Origin of the sequence: Paenibacillus sp. PvR133, from assembly GCF_017833155.1 — a bacterium.
Taxonomy (GTDB): Bacteria; Bacillota; Bacilli; order Paenibacillales; family Paenibacillaceae; genus Paenibacillus; species Paenibacillus polymyxa_B.
In genome coordinates this window covers 13,900-35,403 of sequence record NZ_JAFIBS010000001.1, presented here as the reverse complement: position 1 = coordinate 35,403, position 21,504 = coordinate 13,900, and the positions used below count along the sequence as shown (strand labels likewise).

Genomic DNA, 21,504 nt, shown 5'->3' with positions numbered 1-21,504 from the left:
TCATCACTTCCTCTCTATATGCAAAAAAGACATAATAATTAATACGTATATTGCAATTCCATTATAAGCCGAAAAGGAGTAACATGAAAGCGACACAAGATGTTCACACTTTTGTTTTTCCTTATAAGGGACACCTTGTTGGACATTTCCTGTCGGGAACTGTCATTTTATATGTTATATTACTATTGAAAACGCTATTATTGGGAGAAGGGAGCATGACCTAGATGAGAGGATTTTATTCCAGAAAGCTGCATTCGCTTCTTGGCGTCATTCCGTTGGCTCTATTTTTTGTTGAGCATTTGGTGACGAACTTCACAGCGGTGGAGGGCGGCAAGGAAGGATTTAATCGCAGCGTGGCCTTCCTGAATGGTTTGCCGCTGGTTATTGTGCTAGAAACGTTATTCATCTACTTGCCATTACTGTTCCACGGGATTTATGGCTTGTATATCGCTTATCAGGCTGACCCGAATGTCAAAAGGTTCGGCTATTCACGTAACTGGCGCTTTCTGTTCCAGCGTATTTCTGGCGTCATTACATTTGTATTTATTATCTGGCACGTATACGACACACGCTTTCAGGTAGCTCTGGGTAAAGTAACTCATGAGGAGCTAGGCGGCGTTATGCATGGCATTGTGACGAACCCGGTTTATTTCATTTTGTATTTAATCAGTGTCGTTTCGGCATCCTTTCACTTTGCTAACGGACTGTGGGCATTTATGGTCAGTTGGGGGATTACTGTGGGACCGCGTGCGCAAAAAGTATCTTCTTATATCTGTATGACCCTGTTCGTGGTGGTGTCTATCGGCTTCATCGCTTCCCTGCTTGCATTCCGCAGCGCGGAATTTCAGGAAACGGCAACTGCCTTGGTGCAATGCAGCGCTTTTAAACAGCTACTGTAAATGAGTCATATCCATTATACATCGTGTTGAGATTCTATTTTTAAACGTAAAAGGGGATTTGGTTAAAATCCTGAAAAAAAGGAGTGAGCAGAAATGGCAGCATCCAACATTATTGTCGTGGGCGGCGGTCTGGCAGGTCTAATGGCTACGATCAAGGCGGCAGAGGCGGGAGTTCACGTTCATTTATTTTCTTTGGTTCCGGTCAAAAGGTCCCACTCCGTTTGTGCTCAAGGCGGCATCAATGGTGCGGTAAATACAAAGGGTGAGGGAGACTCACCCTGGATTCACTTTGATGATTCGGTCTATGGCGGGGACTTTCTGGCCAACCAGCCTCCGGTAAAAGCGATGTGCGAAGCGGCTCCAGGGATCATTCATCTCATGGACCGCATGGGCGTCATGTTTAACCGGACACCGGAAGGACTGCTGGACTTCCGCCGCTTCGGCGGTACCCAGCATCATCGGACCGCCTTTGCTGGTGCGACGACAGGACAGCAGCTTCTGTACGCTCTCGATGAGCAGGTACGGCGCTGGGAATCTGCTGGTTTGGTGACCAAGTATGAAAATTGGGAGTTTTTACAGGCTGTACTGGATGATGAAGGCATCTGTCGAGGGATTTGCGGGCAGGATTTGCGTACGATGGAAGTGAAGACTTTTGCAGCGGATGCAGTTATTTTGGCGTCTGGTGGCCCCGGGATTATTTTCGGTAAAACCACGAATTCCGTCATTAATACGGGCACAGCTGCTGGTGCGGTGTATCAGCAAGGCGTACGCTATGCGAACGGTGAGTTTATCCAGATTCATCCGACGGCTATACCAGGGGATGACAAGCTGCGTCTCATGTCCGAGTCGGCACGGGGAGAAGGCGGTCGTATTTGGACGTATAAGGACGGTAAGCCATGGTATTTCCTCGAAGAAAAGTATCCGGCTTACGGAAATCTGGTCCCTCGCGATATTGCAACACGTGAAATATTCAGTGTATGCGTTGATGATGGACTGGGTATTAATGGCGAGAACATGGTCTACCTCGATCTGTCCCACAAGGACCCGAAAGAGCTGGATGTAAAGCTGGGCGGCATTATTGAAATCTATGAAAAATTCGTCGGTGACGATCCGCGCAAAATCCCGATGAAAATATTCCCGGCTGTTCATTATTCAATGGGCGGCATGTGGGTCGATTACAATCAGATGACGAATATACCGGGCTTGTTCGCGGCTGGTGAGTGTGAATTCCAATATCACGGTGCGAACCGTTTGGGTGCGAACTCGTTGCTGTCAGCCATTTACGGCGGGATGGTAGCTGGACCTAAGGCTGTGGAATATATCAAAGGCTTGAAAAAATCTGCACGGGATATAGCTACTTCCGTATTTGATGCGGCAGTTAATCAGCAGACGGAGAAGTATGAGGGTATTTTGCATATGGACGGAAAAGAAAATGCTTATGTTCTTCATAAAGAGCTGGGCGAGTGGATGACGAACAACATGACTGTGGTTCGTTATAATGACAAGCTGGAAGCTACGATCCACAAGATCAAGGAGCTGAAGGAGCGTTACTCTAACATTAACATCAATGACGCTTCGCGCTGGAACAATGCGGGTGCGGCGTTTACACGGCAACTGTGGAATATGATGGAGCTGGCCGAAGCGATGACCAAAGGTGCGCTATTGCGCAACGAAAGCCGCGGGGCCCATTACAAACCAGACTTCCCGGATCGCAACGATGAGGATTTCCTGAAAACGACGATTGCGGACTGGACACCGGAAGGACCACAAATCTCGTATGAAGCGGTGGATGTTTCGCTGATCAAGCCGCGTATTCGGGATTATTCCAAGAACAAATAACGGAAGGGAGTGTATTTAGATGTCGGAGCAAGCAGTGAAGTCGAATAAAACAGTGAAGTTCGTTGTGACCCGTCAAGCTGATCCTAAAGCCAGTTCCTATACGGAAGAATTCGAATTGGCTTATCGTCCGGGGATGAATGTGATTAGCGCGCTGATGGAAATTCAGCGTAACCCGGTGGACAGCCACGGTAAAGAGACGGCTCCGGTGTGCTGGGAGTCGAATTGCCTGGAGGAAGTATGCGGAGCATGCTCCATGGTGATTAACGGCAAGCCGCGTCAGGCCTGTGCAGCGCTCGTCGATAAGCTGGAGCAGCCAATTACGATCGCGCCGATGAGCACGTTCCCGGTAGTTCGGGATTTGGTCATCGACCGCAGCCGGATGTTTAATGCGCTCAAGAAGGTCAAAGCGTGGATTCCGATTGACGGTACCTACGATCTGGGTCCTGGTCCTAGAATGGCAGAGAAAAAGCGTCAGTGGGCGTATGAGCTGTCCAAGTGCATGACCTGCGGTGTCTGTCTGGAAGCTTGCCCGAACGTCAACGAGAAGACGACGTTCATCGGACCTGCGGCGATTTCTCAGGTTCGCCTGTTCAACAGCCATCCGACAGGGGAAATGAATCAGGAAGAGCGGCTGGAGGCGTTGATGACGGACGACGGGCTGGAAGGGTGCGGGAACTCGCAAAACTGCGTACGCTCTTGCCCGAAAGGCATTCCGTTGACAACTTCTATTGCCGAAATGAACAAGGAAACGACCAAGCATATGTTCAAGCGCTGGCTGACTGTATAGCACTAGACAGCGAATAGGTTATGCACAAACAGGCTTTTTCTCAAACTGGAGAAAGCCTGTTTTTTTGCGCTCAGGAATGATGGAGGGTAACATGGAGAAAGGAGCGCGGGATAGCAGTTATGGTATAATTATGGTATTGTGTATCGTTTTTGGTGAAAAGGAGGCTGGACAGGTGACTGTGCAACCGATAACGAATCGACCTGTCACTAGGTCGGATGTAATGAAGGGATTACAGGATCTGGGAGTTCAGAGCGGCATGACATTGCTTGTTCACTCGTCGATGCGCAGCTTTGGACGCTTTGTTCCAGGCGGGGCCTCGGCCATTCTTGCCGCGCTAACCGAAGCGGTTGGCCCGGAAGGGACGCTGGTAATGCCGACACAGTCTCATGACTTGACTGATCCCTCGACTTGGATGAACCCTCCTCTGGATGAGTCATGGTGGGAACTGGTACGCGAGGAAATGCCCGCTTATGATCCGGCCTGGACGCTGACCGGAGGGATGGGCGTCATTGTAGAAACGTTCCGTGGTCTGCCAGGAACCAAGCGCAGCGGACATCCGCATGTTTCTCTGGCGGCACGTGGACCTGCTGCTTCAGACTTGCTGGAGGCGCATGAGCTTGATTTTGGGCTGGGTGAGCATTCGCCCTTGGCAAAGCTGTATGAGGCAGATGCCTATGTACTGCTGTTGGGCTGCGAACATGACAGCAACACGTCCTTGCATTTGGCGGAATATCGAACAGCCTATAATGGACGAGAAGTGATCACGCATCAAGCTCCTATGATGGTGGATGGAGCAAAAGCGTGGGTATCTTTTCAGGATTTTAATATTACCTCAGATGACTTTGAGAAGCTGGGACTTGATTTTGAACGGGACTGTCCCTCAGCCTTTATGCGGGTGAACATTGGGGAGGCTTCATGTTTTTTCGCGAGGCAACGTGATTTGGTAGACTATGCGGAGCAGTGGTTGTCCAACTACCGCTAAAGCTTCTGGACAGTAAGAATTTCTAAAAAGTGAGATCAAGGAATAGATTGCAGGGGGGAATGCATATGGAGAAGACGCCGCACACCCGCCGCGAGAGTCAGGATGGCCCGCATCAGGGGTCCGCTATCCCTCCCGGTTCTTCGCGGCGTTCCATTTCAAATGAACCAGCCAATCCTTCGCGCCGCCATTTTTTGAAAAAAGCGGCTTTAGCCACAGCCGGAACCGCGCTTCTGGCTGGAGGATATGCTTCCTTATGGGAGCCTAATCATTTGGAAATTACACGCTTCAACTTGTTTCTCCCTCGTCTTCCGTCTGCTTTTGACGGAATCAGGGTCGTACATTTTAGTGATGTGCACTTGGGTTTTCACATGGATGAGCAGGATCTACGCGAGCTTGCGGACCGTATAGCAGGTCTGAAGCCAGATTTGCTCTGTTTTACAGGCGATATTGTGGATGACTATGCAGTATCCATGAAGGCTGCTGTTCCAGTTATGGCTTCTATGCACGCCACACTTGGCAAATTTGCTATTCTGGGCAATCATGATTATAGAGGCTTACCAGCCGGAGTACAGGAATTGTATCCGAAAACCGGGTTTACGTTGCTGAGAAACGAGCATGCGATTGTAGAGCTTGCGGGACAGCGTGTAGCCTTGGTCGGTTTAGAGGATAACATCATGGGCAAGCCCAATCCGCAGCGTGCCATTCACGGACTACCTGATGAGATGTGCAAGCTCCTGCTGATGCATGAGCCGGACTATGCAGATGTGGCGGCGCAAATGTCCTTTGATCTTCAACTGTCAGGGCATACGCATGGAGGACAGGTACGCTTGCCGGTCATTGGAGCGCCGATGCCGCCTCCAGGTGGACGCAAGTACATCCAGGGACTATTTCATGTGGGAACGGAGAGAATGCCGCTGTATGTCAGCCGAGGCATTGGCATGACACATCTGCCGATTCGCGTGCTGTGCAGACCGGAGCTTAGTGTCATTACGTTAAAATCCGGCCAATAGGCCATGATCTTTTTTTCATCTTTATCATATATGTTGGAACTACATAAAGATGGCTCGAATGTAGTGTAGAGATGTAGTCGTTTCGGACAAAGGAGTGAGGTTCAGATGGATCGTATTGCTGTCATTTCAGATATTCATGGCAATTGGCCTGCCTGTGAGGCGGTGCTGGAGGATATTGCTTCCCGAGGCATTAGCCGTGTGTTTTGTTTGGGGGATCTGATCGGCAAAGGGCCTAGCCCGTGCGAGGTTCTGGATGCTGTCCGTCAACGTTGTGAAGTGGTCGTGCGGGGGAATTGGGATGAGCTGGTTAGTATTACGGATGATCTCAATTTTAGCTGGCAAGCCGAACGCTTGGGGGCAGAACGAGTGCAGTATTTGGCACAGTTACCGTTTCATTATGATTTCAGAATGAGCGGACGCCGTATCCGTCTGGTGCATGCCTCGCCGCAAAGTGTATATCACCGTGTGCAGCCATGGGATGAGCCGGAAAAACGGCTTGCCATGTTCGATCCGTTAGCAGAAGAAAATGGAAAAGTTGTTTTTGCTCCGGATGTCGTGGGATATGGTGATGTGCACAATGCTTTTATCCAGCATTTTCAGGGAAAAACACTTTTTAACGTCGGTAGTGTCGGGAATCCGTTAGATGTTACGCAGGCTTCCTACTGCATTTTAGAGGGGGAGATGGGAGAGGAGCAGCCTACGTCCTTCTCCATTCATTTTGTACGTGTACCTTATGATATAGAACTGGCGGTAAAACAAGCGGAGGAAGCTGCTGTACCTTCTTTGCCGTATTATATTCGAGAGCTGCGCACAGGAATTTATCGGGGGATTCAGGACCTGGATTAAGTATGGAAACATTCATTTCTAAAAGCCAATCCATCCGCAGGAGGGAACATTGTGCTGACCAGAGAAATGCTTCGTCTTGGGCTACCGGAGCTTTACACCCGTCGAGTCCGATTGCGCCAGTTAAGAGCGGAGGATTATCCCGCGCTGGAACGGATCCTATCCGATCCATTGGTGATCCAATATGTGAATCGAATTCGCAAGCCAGTCTATACACGAATGCGGCGTCTGGTTGCGCAAATTAAAATATCTGCTGATTCACTAGATTCCCTGCATTTTGCGGTGGAATGGCATCAGAGAAATACAGGAGAAAGCAATTTACTTAGTGAATCCAATGAGCTTACCTCCTCACCGTTGCTCGGTATCGTCTCTTTTCAGCAATGGAATGAAAGAACGGGTGAGGCACAACTGGGCTATATTCTGGATCGTCCTTTTTGGGGACAGGGGCTGGCTACAGAAATGGTAGGAGAAATGCTGAATTTTGGTTTCGGATCTTTGAAGCTCAAGCGGATCGAAAGTCGTTGCCAAGAGGATAATCAGGCTTCCATGCGCGTGCTTATTAAAAATAAGATGCGCCTGCTGCGTACCATTGGTGCTTATGATCCCTCAGGAGTGGTACCGAGTGTATTGGTATTTTCGATGACCCAAGGGGATTATGCGTAGAAATGACAATGGAATATTTTGTTACAAAGATGAAATATAACTGCAAAACAACTCTAACACAGGACGGGTACAATACAGACATGACCCCCTTTTGAATAATATATGTTGCTGGGCCCGATGATTCGGGTCCTCTTTTTTTGTGTTTCTATTGCAGCTACCTACGATTACTGGCGATTCCTATGATTCATAGGAACGGTTCAAGCTGGCTACCAGCTCTGGAAGCCATTCATGTAGGGAAAGAAACGAATACCCCTCTGCCAGCGCTTTCGAATCGGTACGATCTGCACAGATCCGTTGAACACAGTCACCGAACGATCGCTTGTTTGTCCTCGTGTGAGGATCGTAACGGAGTTTTCGGATTCCTCCAGCAGCCGTTTCACCCAGCACCAGTATTTTTCCCATACGTTGATCACTCCTCTAGGAATTAGTTTTGTTAAGGTAGACGAAATAATGATCCCAAAGGGTACGAAACGATAATAACCCAATTTTACGACTGGACAAACAGATCTTTCAGCACGTTATATGATTGAAAACCAAGAAGAGTGAGAATAAAGATGTGGGAGTTACCTAGACAGGTTGTTTTAGCAGCTCAATATGTACTCAAGATTAAGTATTGACATCATTAGTACGATCTTGTATTTTTGATATTAGGTCGTACGTCCGAATTAAATGTTGGACAGCAAAAATGATTTACCTGTTATACCGAGAGGAGAGAGAACTGTGAACGAACGTATGGTTAACCGAATTCAAACGTGGTGTGCGTGGTCTGGAGCGGCTTTTGTCATTTTCTATGGTTTTACCTGGGTGATATTGGGACATAACTATCCGCCGCCAGATCCGAAGTTCACTGGAGCAGAGCTTGTGGCAAACTTTTATTTCCCGCACCGCGATACTATTTTATTAGGGCAATCCTTATCTACTTTTTTTGGGATGTTTTATCTCACTTGGTCCTGTCAATTGACGGTACAAATGTGGAAAAGGGAGAAGACACCGATCTTGTCGTTGTTGAATCTCACGGGGGGGCTGTTGACTGCTTGGGTGCTCTCCTTTGGCCCGGTGCTTTGGGTTTGGTGTGCTGAAATGGCGGGAACAGCAGATCCAGAGCTGATTAAGGCTGTTCACTTTATAGGCTGGTATACTTACGATATGACATACATGATTACGACGATTCAATCCTTTGCTATTGCTTTGTTTATATTTTTGGATAAGAAAAAACCTGCTATTATGCCTCGCTGGACTGCTTACTTGTCGATATTCACTGGAGTTTCCTTTCTGCCCCTCACCTTTTTACCCTATTTTAAAGAAGGCATATTTGCGCTCAATGGTTACTGGTCTTACCACGTTGCCTTTATTTCATATGGTTTGTTCACATTTGTAGTCAGCTACTATATGGCTAAGGATTTAAAGAGGGCTAAAGTTACCTCTGCGCCAGGCATTGGGCAAGCCGTGAGCCACCAGCATTTTGACTAAGCGGCAGCTATGAAATTAATAGAGTGAAGGTGTTATGATATGAACTTACAAATGGAGCCTGAATTCGTCCAAGTTACGCCGGTTAAACCATACATGTTATGTGTTATAGAGGATCGCACGAAAAATGAAGGGCACGGTATTGTCCGTATGAATCAGGCAGATATGGTCCGTTTGGGTCTGAGCCATGGGGATATCGTTGTTGTCACAGGCAAGCGTCAAAATGTTGCTCTCCTCAAACTCTCGGAGCTGGATGCCGGGGAAGGAGAGATTCAGATGGACGGTATTCTGCGGAAAAATGTTGGAGTGGATATCGGTGAACAGGTACATGTTACCAAGGTAACTCATACACCGGCTCGTTACGTTACATTGATTCCATCCTCCCATACCCAGTCCTATTTTATAGAGGAGGATCAGGACCAAGGCTTTTTCACACGCTTCATCAGAAAAATTCGTCCAAGAGAAAAAGAAAAGCAGGAAAGTGGAGAGGATATTCGGATGTATCGGCGTGTAGTCGATGGATTGCCAACACTCAAGGGAGAACGGATATGTGTGGAGCTTTTTGGTCGTTCATTTGATTTTAAAGTTGTAGAAACGGTTCCTGAGGGGGTTGTTGTGTTTAATGATTCAACAGTAATATCCATCATAGGTGGGACTAAGTTACGTGCGCAAGGGGCAACGATTTCCTATGAGGATATAGGTGGACTTAGCAAGGAGGTTTCCAGAGTTCGGGAAATGGTGGAGCTTCCATTGCGCTATCCTCAGTTATTTGAGCAGTTGGGTGTCGATCCCCCCAGAGGATTGCTTTTGTATGGCCCTCCGGGGTGTGGCAAAACGCTCATTGCCCGGACGGTTGCTCAAGAATCAGGCGTTTATTTTATCCATGTCAACGGCCCTGAGATCATTCAGCAACATTATGGTGAGTCGGAGCAAATGCTACGGAGAATCTTCGAGGATGCGCAGGAGCATTCGGCAGCGATCATCTTTTTCGATGAAATTGATGCGTTGGCTCCTAATCGGGATACCGTGCTCGGTGATATGGAAAAACGGGTGGTCGCCCAGCTTCTTGCCCTCATGGATGGCCTTACATCGCGTGGTAGGATCATTGTTATTGCGGCTACTAATCTTCCTAACAATGTTGATCCTGCGCTGCGGCGTCCGGGTCGATTTGATCGGGAAATTGGTATAAATTCTCCAGACAAGGAAGGGCGGCTTGAGATCCTGAATATTCACACTCGGAAAATGCTGTTGGCTGATGATGTCCATATGGAACGGGTAGCCGCAATGACGCATGGTTTTCTGGGTGCTGATCTTGCTGCACTATGCCGCGAGGCTGTTATGGTGTGCATTCGTGAGGCTCTGCCCCGCATTGATTTTATTCACTCCCAGCTTTCAGGTGAGCAACTTGCCGATATTAAGGTCAGCATGAAGCATTTTGATATGGCTTTGAATGAGATTGAACTTTCAACGATCCGGCAGGTTTCAACCGAAGTTGTGGATGTGAGATGGCAGGACATTGGTGGTTTGGAGGAAGTAAAGGATATTCTCCGCGAAGCGGTGGAACTGCCCTTGAAATACAGTGATCGTTTTGAGTATGCTCATACAAGACCCCCCAAAGGTATTCTTCTCACAGGTGCTCCAGGGACGGGCAAAACATTGATGGCTAAAGCTGTAGCGACGGAGAGTGAAGTGAATTTTATTTCAGTGAAGGGACCTGAGCTGCTCTCTAAATGGGTGGGTGAATCGGAACGAGGAATTCGTGAGATTTTTAAAAAAGCCCGTCAGTCTGCACCTTCGATCATTTTCTTCGACGAAATTGATGCTATCGTTCCCGCACGTGGTAAAGGGGATGGAGGTTCACAGGTGAGTGAGCGTATGGTCGGCCAATTTCTTTTGGAAATGGACAATATAGAGGACTTGCAGGGGGTGTTAATACTTGCAGCCACCAACCGTCCGGATCTATTAGATAAGGCCTTGCTCAGACCTGGACGCTTTGACTTTATTGTTGAACTACCTATTCCTGATTATGATACACGGTTGTCTATTCTTCAGGTACGTTGCCAAGGGGGGGCACTGGGGGAGGATGTTTCGTTTGCCAGTCTTGCCAAAGTAACCGAGGGAATGACAGGGGCTGATCTGGAGGCGCTTTGTCAGCGGTCAGCTATGCTTGCGATTAAGGAATCTATTGAGCAGTATCCCGAAAAACGGTTCTCACGTTTTCATATTGAGCAACGTCATTTTGATACTGCCCTTAGGGGCTTAGGCAAGTTCGTCAGCAAGACGATTTTAGAATAAGCCAACGTTTAAAAGTCAATATGCTCCAATCCAAAAGGCCATGCTTTCGTCCCTGCAATGGAACGTAACATGGCCTCATTTGGCTTAACGCTTTCTGTAAAAAGTTATTTAATGACGGCATGAATAATATTCAAGCCATCTAAAACCTTCTCGTCATCCGGGTCTAATATATATTGAATGGCAATGCCGAATATCGAGCCAATAACCATTCGAGTGATTAATTTGGGAGAAGCTTGTACATTCTCATTGATCGAATAATCACTGGCAATGTACTTTCCAATCACATCCGAAACTTCCTTAAAAAAGGCGCTTAACTCTTTGTTAAATGATGTGGACCACATGGCCATATTAAAGAAATCTAGTAGCAAACGGTATAGATCCGTGTTTTCCTTGATCAATTCCTGGCAGTACTCAACCAAAAAGGATACCTTTTCTGAAGTCGTGTCTATGTTCTGTAATTTATTTTCGATATTATTCAAATATTCTTGCTTTACAGATTTAAGAAGCTCCTTGAATAATCCTTCTTTATTATTGAAGTAATAATTTAATTGACTTAATACTACGCCTGCTTCTTCAGCTATATCACGCATGGAAACGTTAGCATAACCTTTGGCAGATATACATTTAAATGCAGCAGCGAGTATTTTATCAGATGTACCATTTCCTCCCTCAGTCATGTAGAAATCCCCTTCATTTAAATTCGGTCGTCCGTGCAAGAAAAGTATAAAATTTTATTCTAACCCTGTCAATTATCCATAGCGGCAACCAACAAGAAGTTAAACTGTTTCTAAAGACACTTAAAGGTGATTGGATCAGCCTGCAGATGCTTATTGAAAATCGATTTTATAGGGGGGGAATATGCTTAAGAGAGCTAAGAGGCGATTGGCAGCTGAGCAAGGATTTGAATCTGGAGAAGCGCAAGCGTTCGCCTTTGCAATGGGATTCTACCCTTTAAAGGGCTTATATAATCCAGAAAATCCCGTTGCAACAGCGATTGTAAGATCAAATCATTCGCATAGCGGTGGATCACCGTCGAAGCCTATCCATTTATTCCCCTAGAAGCTTCAAGAAATTGGCCGGCACCGTAATTTGCTGATTATTAATCATAATCTTCCGAAGCTCCTCTATGGAGTCCTCTTCACCTCTAGCGTCTTTAATTTCCTTGATCTCACGATGTAGACGCTCCATTTGGAGATCTAGCGCATTAGCGGAATCTGCTGCGCTCTTTAATTCACGTGTCAGACTTTCGGGCACAGACTGGTTGTACTTATAAAAGATTTTATGCTCCAGGCTGGCCCAGAAATCCATCGCAATGGTTCGAATTTGCACCTCTACGCAGACTAGCTCCTCACAATCCGACATGAATACAGGGACTTGAACCAGCAAATGCAGGCTCTGGTAACCGTTCGGCTTGGGATTCTTGATGTAATCCTTAATTTCCAGCACCTTCAAGTCACTTTGTCTCTGAAGCATGTTACTGACATCATAAATGTCAGAAATAAAAGAGCAAGTAATACGTAAGCCGGCGATATCCTTAATATGATTTTTGACAGCATCCAGGGATAACTCGCTATTTTTACGAAGCATTTTGTTCATGATGCTCTCAGGAGATTTAAGGCGTGATTTGGTATGCTCAATAGGGCTGTAATCGTGCAATGCTTGAAATTCCTGTTTTAATATTTCAATCTTGGTTTCCATTTCGTCCAGCGCAAATTTATAGATTAGCATAAATCGCGTGATGTCATGCTTTAGCTTTTTGATCTTGTCCATAGGATCTTCCAAGTGCATATGTAATTCTCCTCACACATAGATGTCATAATCTTGCTAAGCGTTCGCCTTTGCAATGGAATTATCACCATATAAATTACAATTCCCAACAATCCCATTGCAGTAGCGATCGTAAGCTCAAATGATTTTGAGCGGTAATTCCCACCTTAAATTTTAAAGCGCCACAGGAATTTTACGTTTTTCTTTAAAATAGACCCATTCCCGGAAGCCGATATCCTTCAGCATTGCCTTTACTTCTTCCCAATCATCGCCTACCCGCGAAGGCTTATGGGCATCCGAACCAAAAGTGACCTCCACACCAAAATGGTGCGCTCTTTCTAAAATAGAAGCAGACGGGTACCATCCGCCACTCAGCTTGGTTTTACCCGAAGTGTTAATTTCAATCGCCACATTGGATTCCGCAATTACCCGCAAGGTTTCATCAATGGCTGTATCGGCAGGAATGTCTGAAAAAGCAGGGAAGTTCCCCTTCATTGCGTCAATATGACCCAAAATCTGAAACATGCCACTTCGCGCAGATTCCTGAATGAGCGCATAGTAGGCTTGTTTGACCTCAATTTTACGAGCGTCGCTTAATTTGTTCCAACGGTTACGGTTAAAAATGCTATCCCCTTCGACATTGTGAATCGACCCAATAAGGTAATCAAATGGATAAGGAGCCAGAGTGGAACGATATAATTCAGCGAAATCAGGAAAATAATCCGTTTCCAATCCGAGGAGCACGTCAATACGGCCTTTGTATTCCTTTTTGAGCTGTTGTACCTCTTCTACGTATTCAGCAAGCTGTGACTTAGCCATATAAATTTTAGGAAAAGCCTGATCCTGTTCGCTGCATAGAAAGGGGGAATGATCCGAAATACCAATCGCTTGTAAGCCAGATTGAATACCTGCTTCAATATAATCCCGAATGTTGCCGTCTGCATGACCGCAGCGGAAATGATGGGTGTGCAGATCAAATTTCATAGTCTGTCTTCCTTTCGTAACCAAGGTTTATATTGCGTATGTTGTTCATAGCGAATTACGTTATTCAGAACTGATAAAATTCGTCTCCGGCATCCCCTTCAGATCGCTTAAAAATTGCTGCATGGCTGAGTTTAAATACCGGCCGGATTTATAAATCACCCCTACCGGGTGGCTAACTTCCAATTCGGTAATGTGAATCATTTTTAATGTGCCAGCACGCAGTTCCGAAGTGACCGACAGTCTGGAAATAATGGCAGCACCGAGATTAATTTCGACCATCCGTTTGACTTCCTCACTGCTGGACAACTCGATCACGACATGAGGTACGATTTGGTGCTTTTTAAATACATCGTCCACGAATTTTCGTCCCACCGTATCGGGAGAGAGCAGAATAAGCGGAATTTCCCGAAGGGCTTCAATGGTAGCATGTGGTTGTGAGGCCAGCGGATGAGTAGGAGACACGACTAGTTCGAAGGAATCGTAATACAGAACCGAAGTGCTTAAATTGGGATTACGTTCGATCAGATAGCCGATGCCAACATCAATAAGTCCGTTCTCCACCTGCTGATAAATCATTGAGGAAGCCATGGATTGAATGGAGGTTTTGATGAGAGGGAACTGATCCTGAAAGTAGGAAAGCACGCGCGGTAAAATTTGAATAGCGATGGATGTTGTGGTACCCAGCGCAATGTGACCCTGCGGTGTTTCGTTTAGATCGTACAATTTTTGTCTTAATTCCTCAACAACCTCCAATATGCGCTCGGCGTGTTCCAAAAAAACAGCTCCCCGGTCGGTCAGGGTGACGGGCTGATTGCGGTCAATCAGAATGGTTTTGAACTCATCCTCTAGACTTTTAATTTGGGCGGACACCGCCGGCTGCGTCAAATTGAGAAGTTCTCCGGCTTTGCGGAAGCTCATTGTTTTGGAAATCATGATAAGTGTTTCAAGTTGACTGATGTTCATGAAGTTCCTCCTCTCTTTTCTTAATCTTGTCGCAGCTGTATAGAATGAATATTTTTAGCCAATCCATAGGTTCATATGTAAAACCGTCGTTATGCTTTATTTCATTAAATTATAGGTTATTCGAGCAGGAAGGGCAATGAATCGAAGCAGAGCACCTTAAAGTGTGGTATATTGGGAAATAAAGACTAAAGTCCTGATATCCTTCAAAAATAATCAGTCTAAAACCGGTAAGAAGCAAAGATATAGGACATTATTCACATTTTTTGTGGTTTAGCTATAAAAAATTACCGGGCAGCTGTCGATAAGTGATAGAGAGAGCATTTTGTTGAGGATCGATGCGTTTTACAGTAATATTTAATTAAAAAATTCTAATTTAAATGGGACTTTTGTTGTATGTCTAAAAGCCCATCGTAAAGGGGCGCTTTGATCGTGAAGGCAGAAGTGATAAATCCTTTTTTGGAGTCGGCGCGACGGGTCATTGAACAATTGATCCAAGTATCTCCTTCACCCGGAAATCTTGGTGTGAAAAATGTCGAGCTGGTGGACGACCACATCTGGATTATGATCGGGATGACCGGACAGCTTAGCGGAAATATTGTGTTCGGCCTGAATGAACAGGTGGCGCTACGTATGGTATCAGCGATGATGGGCGGATTTGTGTTGACTGAAATTGATGAGATGGGAAAAAGCGCAATTTCAGAATTGGGCAATATGATTAGTGGTAATGCCAGTACGATTTTGTCCAATCAGGGAATTGTCGTGGATATTACGCCTCCGCAGGTCATGAAATCAGAAAACTTGACCACTTTTGTGCCTCAGCGTGCCCTTTATATTCCGCTCACAGTGGAAGGAATCGGTGAGCTGGATATTCAGGTGATGATCTCTTAATATTAAAGGAGCAAGTTTCTTTAATGTGGAGGGATGACCGTGAGTATACTACGGGACAAGATAGTTGTGATTACAGGTGCATCTAGTGGAATTGGCGCCCTTTGCGCTCAGTTGTTAAGCGAAAAGGGCGCGATTCCTATTTTAACAGCACGCTCGCAGGAGCGACTGAAGCAAGTATCTGCGGGAATCAGCGGCAGGCATGAGCTTATCCAACTGGACGTCACCCGCCAGGAGCAGGTAGAGGCTGTTGCTGCACGAGTATTGGAACAGTACGGACGGGTCGATATATTGCTTAACAATGCGGGCTACGGAAAGTTTGAGTATTTTAATGAAACCGACCTGACGGAGTTTGAACAAATGATGGACGTGAACTACATGGGTGTTGTTCGCTGCATCAAGGCGTTTCTGCCGCAAATGACAGAGCGGGGCCATGGACAGATTGTCAATGTAGCATCGATGGCCGGGAAAATCGGGACAGCCAAATCGTCCTCTTACACGGCGACGAAGCATGCGTTGCTTGGTTTCAGCAATGCGCTCAGGCAAGAGCTGCGCGGGAGTGGAGTGACTGTAACGACGATTAACCCGGGGCCGATCGACACACCGTTTTTTGAGCTGGCAGATCCTTCAGGAGGATATGTTCGAAATGTAAGCTGGTTTATGCTACAACCTGATAAGGTAGCACGGCATATCGTGAGAGCGATGGAGCTTGGCAAAGAGGAGGTTAATCTGCCACGGTGGGTATCTCCTTTTCTCAAGCTGTATCAGTTAGCTCCCAGACTAACCGATAGGCTGGGTCATGGTGTGATGAATAAGAAATAAAAGATGTCCCGTAAGCCATTAGCTATGGTGAGGGACATCTTTTATTTTTGTGATTTGGTAACAGGGCTATTTTCGCATATAATGGAGAGTAACGAATTTACGTATAGGGGTTGGACCTTTTCATGACATTGAATTTTGAATCGCTCGGCGTTGAACAAGATCTGTTGGACAAACTGACTGAGCATGAAATTACACAGCCTTCGCCAGTCCAGGCAGAGGCTATACCGGAAATAATGAAGGGAAAGCATGTTTTGGCGCGTTCACAAACTGGCACAGGCAAGACACTGGCTTATTTGTTGCCGCTGTTGCAAGCGATTGATCCACAGAAAAAGGCTACACAAAAGCTGATACTAGCTCCAAGCCAGGAACTGGCCATGCAAATTGTACGTGAGGGTCAGCGCTACGGAGAGCATCGTGGAATCCGTGTACTCGGTCTGATTGGTGGGGCGGCTATCAAACGTCAAATCGAAAAGCTCAAGGATCATCCACAGCTTGTCGTGGGCACACCAGGACGTGTACGGGAACTCATCGCTTCGAAAAAGTTGAAAATGCACAATATTACAGCCATTGTTATTGATGAGGTGGATCAGATGTTCCAGCTCGGCGGAGCAGGCGATGTAACAAACATATTGGGCACCGCCCAACGTGATCGTCAATTGGTATTCCTGTCCGCAACGCTGAACGATGAGATTCAGTCGCTGGCGAAACGAGAGATGCGTGAATATGTAGAAATTGGGATTGATCCCGACCAGAAGACGGCCAGTGGACTGGAACACTATTACTTTGTATCTGAAGAACGGGATAAGGTGGATATGCTGCGCCGTCTAGTGCGTCATTTTAATCCAAGAAAAGCGCTGGTGTTCGTGAATACAACCAATGCCATCGGGGAGATTGAAGCCAAGCTCAAGCATATGGGGCTGACTACGGCGTCCTTGTATGGAGATGCGGATAAAGTCACGCGTAGCAACGTGTTGGCCCGATTCCGCGAGGACAAGCTCAAAGTGCTGGTCGCTTCGGATGTGGCAGCCCGTGGTCTGGATATTGAGGGCCTTGAAATGGTCATTCATTTTGACCCGGCTACGGATAGTCAAGCTTATGTTCACCGTGCAGGACGGACAGGACGGATGGGACGCAAAGGATTGGTGGCGTCGGTTGTCACCGACCGTGAAACGTTCATCATGCGTAAGTTCTCCCGTGAACTGGGCATTGAGATCGCAGAGCGTGCGTTGCACGGAGGTCGAGTAGTTGTGCCGCGTCCGGCGGATGCCAAGCGTGCACCTGTAAGACCATCCGAGGCCAGATCCATGTCTGACGGAGCACAGACGGAAAACCGTAAGGCACCTGTTCGTACCGAAAACGGACGTCTTGGCAGGAATTCCGCGAACGGTTCAGCTCCAGGCAAGAGCAAAGGAGCAGCCTTGTCCAAAGCAGGAAAAGCACAGCGTGAGCGTGATCGCAAAAACAAGGGTGCACCAAGATGGCTGAAGGAAAAAGGATCAAAACCGAACGAGTAAGGGAGAAGAGGGGGAGCCATGGAACAACAGCCTGTGTTGCAAATTAACGGACTGACCGGCGGATATAGCGCCAAGCGCCCGGTGCTGCATCAGATTTCGCTGGATGTGAAACCGGGCGAAATGGTAGGATTGATCGGTCTGAACGGGGCCGGGAAAAGTACGACCATGAAGCATATTTTGGGCCTGATGACACCGCAGGCCGGAGAAATTCGTGTGCAGGGTCATAAGCAGGATGAAAATCCCGAGGAGTATCAGGGAGCCATTGCTTTTGTACCTGAATCTCCAGAGCTGTATCCTGAAATGACGGTGATGGAGCATATGGAATTCACGGCCAGAGCGTACGGAGTTAGCGAAGCAGATTTCCGCACACGTAGTGATCAAATGCTGGACTTGTTTCGTATGCGGGATAAAAGTGGAAGTATGTCGATGCACCTGTCTAAAGGGATGCGCCAGAAAGTGATGATTATGTGCGCATTTTTAGCGGGACCGCCGTTGTATGTCATAGATGAGCCTTTTTTGGGTTTGGACCCGCTTGGTATTCGTTCCCTGCTTGACTTTATGTTAGAGATGAAGCGTTCGGGTTCGTCCATTCTGCTCAGTTCTCATATTTTGTCCACGATTGAAAATTATTGCGATCGTTTCATTGTACTTCATCAGGGTGCCATCATTGCACAGGGTACGCTGGACGAAGTGACTGCACAGGCGGGTAAGCCGGGCATGCCGCTGGAAGATGCATTTTATGAGCTGGTACAGGGCAGGGAATGAGCATGGATTTGCAACGTTTGCATAAAGAAAGACGTGTAGCGTTCTGGGGACAGGTACTGCCCTATCTGGGCTATGTCATTCAGAGCGGTCTGGCGGTGGTCTTCGGCTTTGCACTGATTGCCTTTGCCGCATGGTACACGTCGCTGCTGATGCATACTCCACCGGATTTGCCCATCCGCTGGATCATGCTTATAGTGGCTATTCCGATTGCTCATGCGAGCTTTCGTACGTATTTAAACGCGGCGGATATTGTTTTCCTCCGTCCACAGGAGCACGCGATGCACGATTATTTTAAGGCCAGCCGGATTCGGGGTGTGGTGTATAAAATATTCGGTTTGCTATTGCTGTCTATTATCGTGTGGCCGCTGTATATTCGCAGTGATGCCGCGCCTAAGCCGCTGCTACTGACCCTGCTACTGTTCGTGCTGTTAAAGCTGCTATTCAGCTATGGCGGCTGGCAAGAGCTTCGCATGGTATCGATTGGCGGAAGTGTAGGCTATCGTCTGCTTCGGTGGGTGTTGGCTGTGCTGATGGTAGCCGCATGGCTATGGCAGCCTCCACTACACAGCGTGCCATTTATCATATTGGTCGGTGTGGTGTATGTGCTTGTTCTGCGTTTTCCGGTCAAGCTGCTAGTGGCTTGGGAAAAGCTGATTCGTACAGAGGGTATGCAGGCTGCTCGGGTGATGCGCACTTTGGGCTGGTTTGTCGATGTGCCCGCCCTTACGCAGAGAGTGACGCCACGTCGTTGGCTGTCCTGGTTGGGAGGTAACATACCTTGGAACAGAAGGGGAGCGTATCGTTACCTGCTGTTTAAGACGTTCCTGCGTACAGAGCCAGCAGGTATTGTCATTCGGCTTGGAATTCTGGGGTTGTTAATTATATATATCACCCATGCTAGCTGGATTGGTATTGCAGTATATTTATTTTTCATATTCCTCATTGGTGTACAGGTCACTTCACTAAGGCAGTATCACAAGGATTCGTTATGGCTTCAGTTATATCCGATTCCTGCGCATAGTCGTCGTGCGTCTTTTCTCGACTTTGTTGTTCGGTTGACGTTGCCGGCTGCTGTGGTTCTGTGGCTTCCTTTTCTGGCAAAAGGAAAGGAAGATCTACTGTCTACACTGCTCACGCTGCTTGGGGGAGTTGCAGTAGTGTTCCTGTTACGAGGCGCTCAAGCCAAAAAATGGCGTTTGGACGGGCAGGATGAAGAAGAAGTGTAATGTGTATCTATGTGAATAAAGTAAAGGCTAATTCGCAAGCAGCAAGAGCTGTCTGCGAATTAGCCTTTTTTTGTAAGCTCACTGCTATCGTAGCCGTGGGTGCAGATATCCGTCTGCTTATATAAAGATCGTTTTGCTGATGATAACTAATAAAATGAACAGTACCAGAATTGTTCCTGTGCTTGTGAATGCGCCGTAACCACCGTAACCGCCTCTTGTTTCTTCTGCTCCCATGCTCATTCTCCTCTCGGTCATTGTGATAAAGGATACATCGTATCTTATGAAGTGGATTTTCAGATTGCGTGGGCCAATGCTCAGGTGTGTTGCCGAATCGCCTTATATTTTTCATCAGATGTAGGGGAGGATAGAGGAAAAGACACGTATTATCGAGAATAGAAGAAGTACGTAGTCATTATCACTTGGAAAGTGGGAAAGACGAGATGCTGGTAGATAAGCTGCTCGTGAACATATTTCTTGTGTTTGTACCGTTATTAGTATATAGCGCTTTGTCAGATCATCGGCATAGGAAACATACCCCGTTGCTTATGGGAGGGGTGTTGGGTGTGTCTTCTGTGCTTTGCCTTATGTTTTCGTACATTTGGTATGGATTATATTGGGATCTCCGATATGTTCCTTTGATCCTCTCTGTTTTATATTTTGGTCCTAAGGCAGGGCTTCTGAATATAACGCTGATAGTGATGGCTCGTATGTATATAGATCCTGAGTCTATGGTGGTGAGCTTTCCCAGCATGATGTTGTGTTATTTGGGCCCTCTCTTGGTAAGAAAAAAGTTTATGCAGCTCAATAGTATGTTGCTTCGGGTGGGCATGAATATGCTAATGAGTATATGGACCAATATTGCCATGCTTATATTTTTGTTAATACATTCCTGGGCCAATGGCAGGCTGGATAAGGATGAGGTCGAGCTGATCCGGGCAATACTCTGGTTCGGTGTGATTCAATTCCTAAGCATTGGAGCCTCCTCTTTCTGGATGGAGTTTAGTTTGGAACGGGAAGAAATGAGAAGAAAGATTAAATATGCTGAGCATCTGAATACCTTAGGTGAACTGGCTGCCTCTATGGCTCATGAAGTACGGAATCCGTTGACTGTTGTTAAAGGGTTCCTGCAAATGGTTCAGTCAGGGCTAGAAGGGAAAAATCGCAGATATATTGCTTTGGCACTAGCAGAGGTCGATCGGGCTGAAAGAATTATTAGCGACTATCTGAACTTATCCAGACCGCAGATTGGGAACACAGAGCTGATGGATCTGTCTGGCATGGTTCAACAGATTGTTTTGCTTTTGAAACCGATGGCGACCAAGCAAGGAGTAAGACTGTATACTGAGCTAAGGAATGAAATATACGTACATATGGATCGTAATCAGCTGTTACAGGCGTTAATACATGTGACGAAAAATGCGATCGAAGCTGCGGATGATGGGGGCAGGGTATACATAAAGCTGGCGATTCAGGAAGAGAAGGCATGTCTGCATATTAGGGATACCGGAAAAGGCATGAGTCAGGAGCATCTGGAGCGAGTGGGTACTTTGTTTTTTTCAACCAAAGAGGTAGGAACGGGACTGGGAACGGTCGTCTCCTTTCGAATCATTGAAGCTATGAACGGAAGTATACACTATGAGAGTGAGCCCGGAGTCGGAACCGAGGTAGTCATCCTGCTGCCACTCGCACAGAAATCTTTGCTCGCTGCTGAAGGATAGTTTGTTGCGAAGTGTCATTCACAATGGTTCAGCCCATTAAAAAGCGGTATGCGCAACATCTGGCATACCGCTAAT

21 protein-coding genes are annotated in these 21,504 nt (G+C 46.9%); 15 read left to right on the top strand and 6 right to left on the bottom strand.

The genetic code is table 11. The features are described from left to right. Positions 1–224 precede the first annotated feature (224 nt). From JOE49_RS00160 to JOE49_RS00130, 7 genes are all read left to right on the top strand, one after another. On the top strand, positions 225–899 hold the full coding sequence (locus JOE49_RS00160) for a succinate dehydrogenase cytochrome b558 subunit (protein WP_023990144.1): 675 nt from the start codon (positions 225–227) through the stop codon (positions 897–899). A 93-nt stretch (positions 900–992) separates the two neighbouring features. Continuing rightward, positions 993–2,738 carry a succinate dehydrogenase flavoprotein subunit gene (gene sdhA, locus JOE49_RS00155; RefSeq protein WP_160789377.1) on the top strand — a complete coding sequence of 582 codons (1,746 nt, stop codon included), beginning with the start codon at positions 993–995 and terminating at the stop codon, positions 2,736–2,738. Between the two features lie 19 nt (positions 2,739–2,757). After that, the gene (sdhB, locus tag JOE49_RS00150; RefSeq protein ID WP_023990143.1) at positions 2,758–3,525 is read left to right on the top strand and encodes a succinate dehydrogenase iron-sulfur subunit; all 768 of its coding nucleotides are present in this window, start codon (positions 2,758–2,760) and stop codon (positions 3,523–3,525) included. A 172-nt stretch (positions 3,526–3,697) separates the two neighbouring features. Then, on the top strand, positions 3,698–4,507 hold the full coding sequence (locus tag JOE49_RS00145) for an AAC(3) family N-acetyltransferase (protein ID WP_209943528.1): 810 nt from the start codon (positions 3,698–3,700) through the stop codon (positions 4,505–4,507). 65 nt (positions 4,508–4,572) lie between these two features. Beyond that, positions 4,573–5,517 (top strand): metallophosphoesterase, encoded by a 945-nt coding sequence (locus tag JOE49_RS00140; protein WP_076295555.1) that lies wholly within the window; start codon positions 4,573–4,575, stop codon positions 5,515–5,517. A 105-nt stretch (positions 5,518–5,622) separates the two neighbouring features. After that, complete coding sequence (locus JOE49_RS00135; RefSeq protein WP_023990140.1) at positions 5,623–6,363, top strand: metallophosphoesterase family protein; 741 nt, start codon at positions 5,623–5,625, stop codon at positions 6,361–6,363. A 51-nt stretch (positions 6,364–6,414) separates the two neighbouring features. Further along, positions 6,415–7,023 (top strand): GNAT family N-acetyltransferase, encoded by a 609-nt coding sequence (locus tag JOE49_RS00130; RefSeq protein WP_209940364.1) that lies wholly within the window; start codon positions 6,415–6,417, stop codon positions 7,021–7,023. 177 nt (positions 7,024–7,200) lie between these two features. On the opposite strand, the gene JOE49_RS00125 is transcribed toward JOE49_RS00130, so the two are convergent. Next, on the bottom strand, positions 7,201–7,425 hold the full coding sequence (locus tag JOE49_RS00125) for a hypothetical protein (RefSeq protein ID WP_209943719.1): 225 nt from the start codon (positions 7,423–7,425) through the stop codon (positions 7,201–7,203). Between the two features lie 318 nt (positions 7,426–7,743). On the opposite strand from JOE49_RS00125, the gene JOE49_RS00120 reads away from it, so the two are divergent. Both JOE49_RS00120 and JOE49_RS00115 read left to right on the top strand, forming a co-directional pair. Next, the gene (locus tag JOE49_RS00120) at positions 7,744–8,493 is read left to right on the top strand and encodes a hypothetical protein (protein ID WP_209940363.1); all 750 of its coding nucleotides are present in this window, start codon (positions 7,744–7,746) and stop codon (positions 8,491–8,493) included. Between the two features lie 39 nt (positions 8,494–8,532). After that, positions 8,533–10,785, top strand: coding sequence for a CDC48 family AAA ATPase (locus JOE49_RS00115; RefSeq protein ID WP_209940362.1), 2,253 nt, complete (start codon positions 8,533–8,535; stop codon positions 10,783–10,785). A gap of 104 nt (positions 10,786–10,889) precedes the next feature. On the opposite strand, the gene JOE49_RS00110 is transcribed toward JOE49_RS00115, so the two are convergent. From JOE49_RS00110 to JOE49_RS00095, 4 genes are all read right to left on the bottom strand, one after another. Next, on the bottom strand, positions 10,890–11,462 hold the full coding sequence (locus JOE49_RS00110; protein WP_209940361.1) for a TetR/AcrR family transcriptional regulator: 573 nt from the start codon (positions 11,460–11,462) through the stop codon (positions 10,890–10,892). 370 nt (positions 11,463–11,832) lie between these two features. After that, positions 11,833–12,573 carry a GTP pyrophosphokinase gene (locus JOE49_RS00105; RefSeq protein ID WP_068941817.1) on the bottom strand — a complete coding sequence of 247 codons (741 nt, stop codon included), beginning with the start codon at positions 12,571–12,573 and terminating at the stop codon, positions 11,833–11,835. A gap of 153 nt (positions 12,574–12,726) precedes the next feature. Further along, complete coding sequence (locus JOE49_RS00100) at positions 12,727–13,536, bottom strand: histidinol-phosphatase (protein WP_209940360.1); 810 nt, start codon at positions 13,534–13,536, stop codon at positions 12,727–12,729. A gap of 60 nt (positions 13,537–13,596) precedes the next feature. Continuing rightward, complete coding sequence (locus JOE49_RS00095; RefSeq protein WP_209940359.1) at positions 13,597–14,499, bottom strand: LysR family transcriptional regulator; 903 nt, start codon at positions 14,497–14,499, stop codon at positions 13,597–13,599. Positions 14,500–14,928: 429 nt separating this feature from the next. On the opposite strand from JOE49_RS00095, the gene JOE49_RS00090 reads away from it, so the two are divergent. The 5 genes from JOE49_RS00090 (at position 14,929) to JOE49_RS00070 (ending at position 19,711) form a co-directional block, all read left to right on the top strand. After that, a complete protein-coding gene (locus tag JOE49_RS00090) occupies positions 14,929–15,387 on the top strand; it encodes a chemotaxis protein CheX (protein WP_023990131.1) in 459 nt (152 codons plus the stop codon). Positions 15,388–15,426: 39 nt separating this feature from the next. Then, entirely contained in the window at positions 15,427–16,206 is a 780-nt protein-coding gene (locus tag JOE49_RS00085) for an SDR family NAD(P)-dependent oxidoreductase (protein ID WP_209940358.1), read from the top strand. 122 nt (positions 16,207–16,328) lie between these two features. Then, complete coding sequence (locus JOE49_RS00080; RefSeq protein ID WP_209940357.1) at positions 16,329–17,720, top strand: DEAD/DEAH box helicase; 1,392 nt, start codon at positions 16,329–16,331, stop codon at positions 17,718–17,720. An 18-nt stretch (positions 17,721–17,738) separates the two neighbouring features. Beyond that, on the top strand, positions 17,739–18,485 hold the full coding sequence (locus JOE49_RS00075) for an ABC transporter ATP-binding protein (protein ID WP_013311782.1): 747 nt from the start codon (positions 17,739–17,741) through the stop codon (positions 18,483–18,485). A gap of 2 nt (positions 18,486–18,487) precedes the next feature. After that, positions 18,488–19,711: an ABC transporter permease gene (locus JOE49_RS00070; RefSeq protein ID WP_209940356.1), complete on the top strand. Its 1,224-nt coding sequence runs from the start codon at positions 18,488–18,490 to the stop codon at positions 19,709–19,711. A gap of 117 nt (positions 19,712–19,828) precedes the next feature. Here the strand turns inward: JOE49_RS00070 and JOE49_RS00065 are convergent, their stop codons facing one another. Beyond that, positions 19,829–19,945: a hypothetical protein gene (locus tag JOE49_RS00065; protein ID WP_023990126.1), complete on the bottom strand. Its 117-nt coding sequence runs from the start codon at positions 19,943–19,945 to the stop codon at positions 19,829–19,831. A 206-nt stretch (positions 19,946–20,151) separates the two neighbouring features. Here JOE49_RS00065 and JOE49_RS00060 point away from each other — a divergent pair, with 206 nt between their 5' ends. Next, the gene (locus tag JOE49_RS00060; protein WP_028541463.1) at positions 20,152–21,429 is read left to right on the top strand and encodes a sensor histidine kinase; all 1,278 of its coding nucleotides are present in this window, start codon (positions 20,152–20,154) and stop codon (positions 21,427–21,429) included. Positions 21,430–21,504 lie beyond the last annotated feature (75 nt).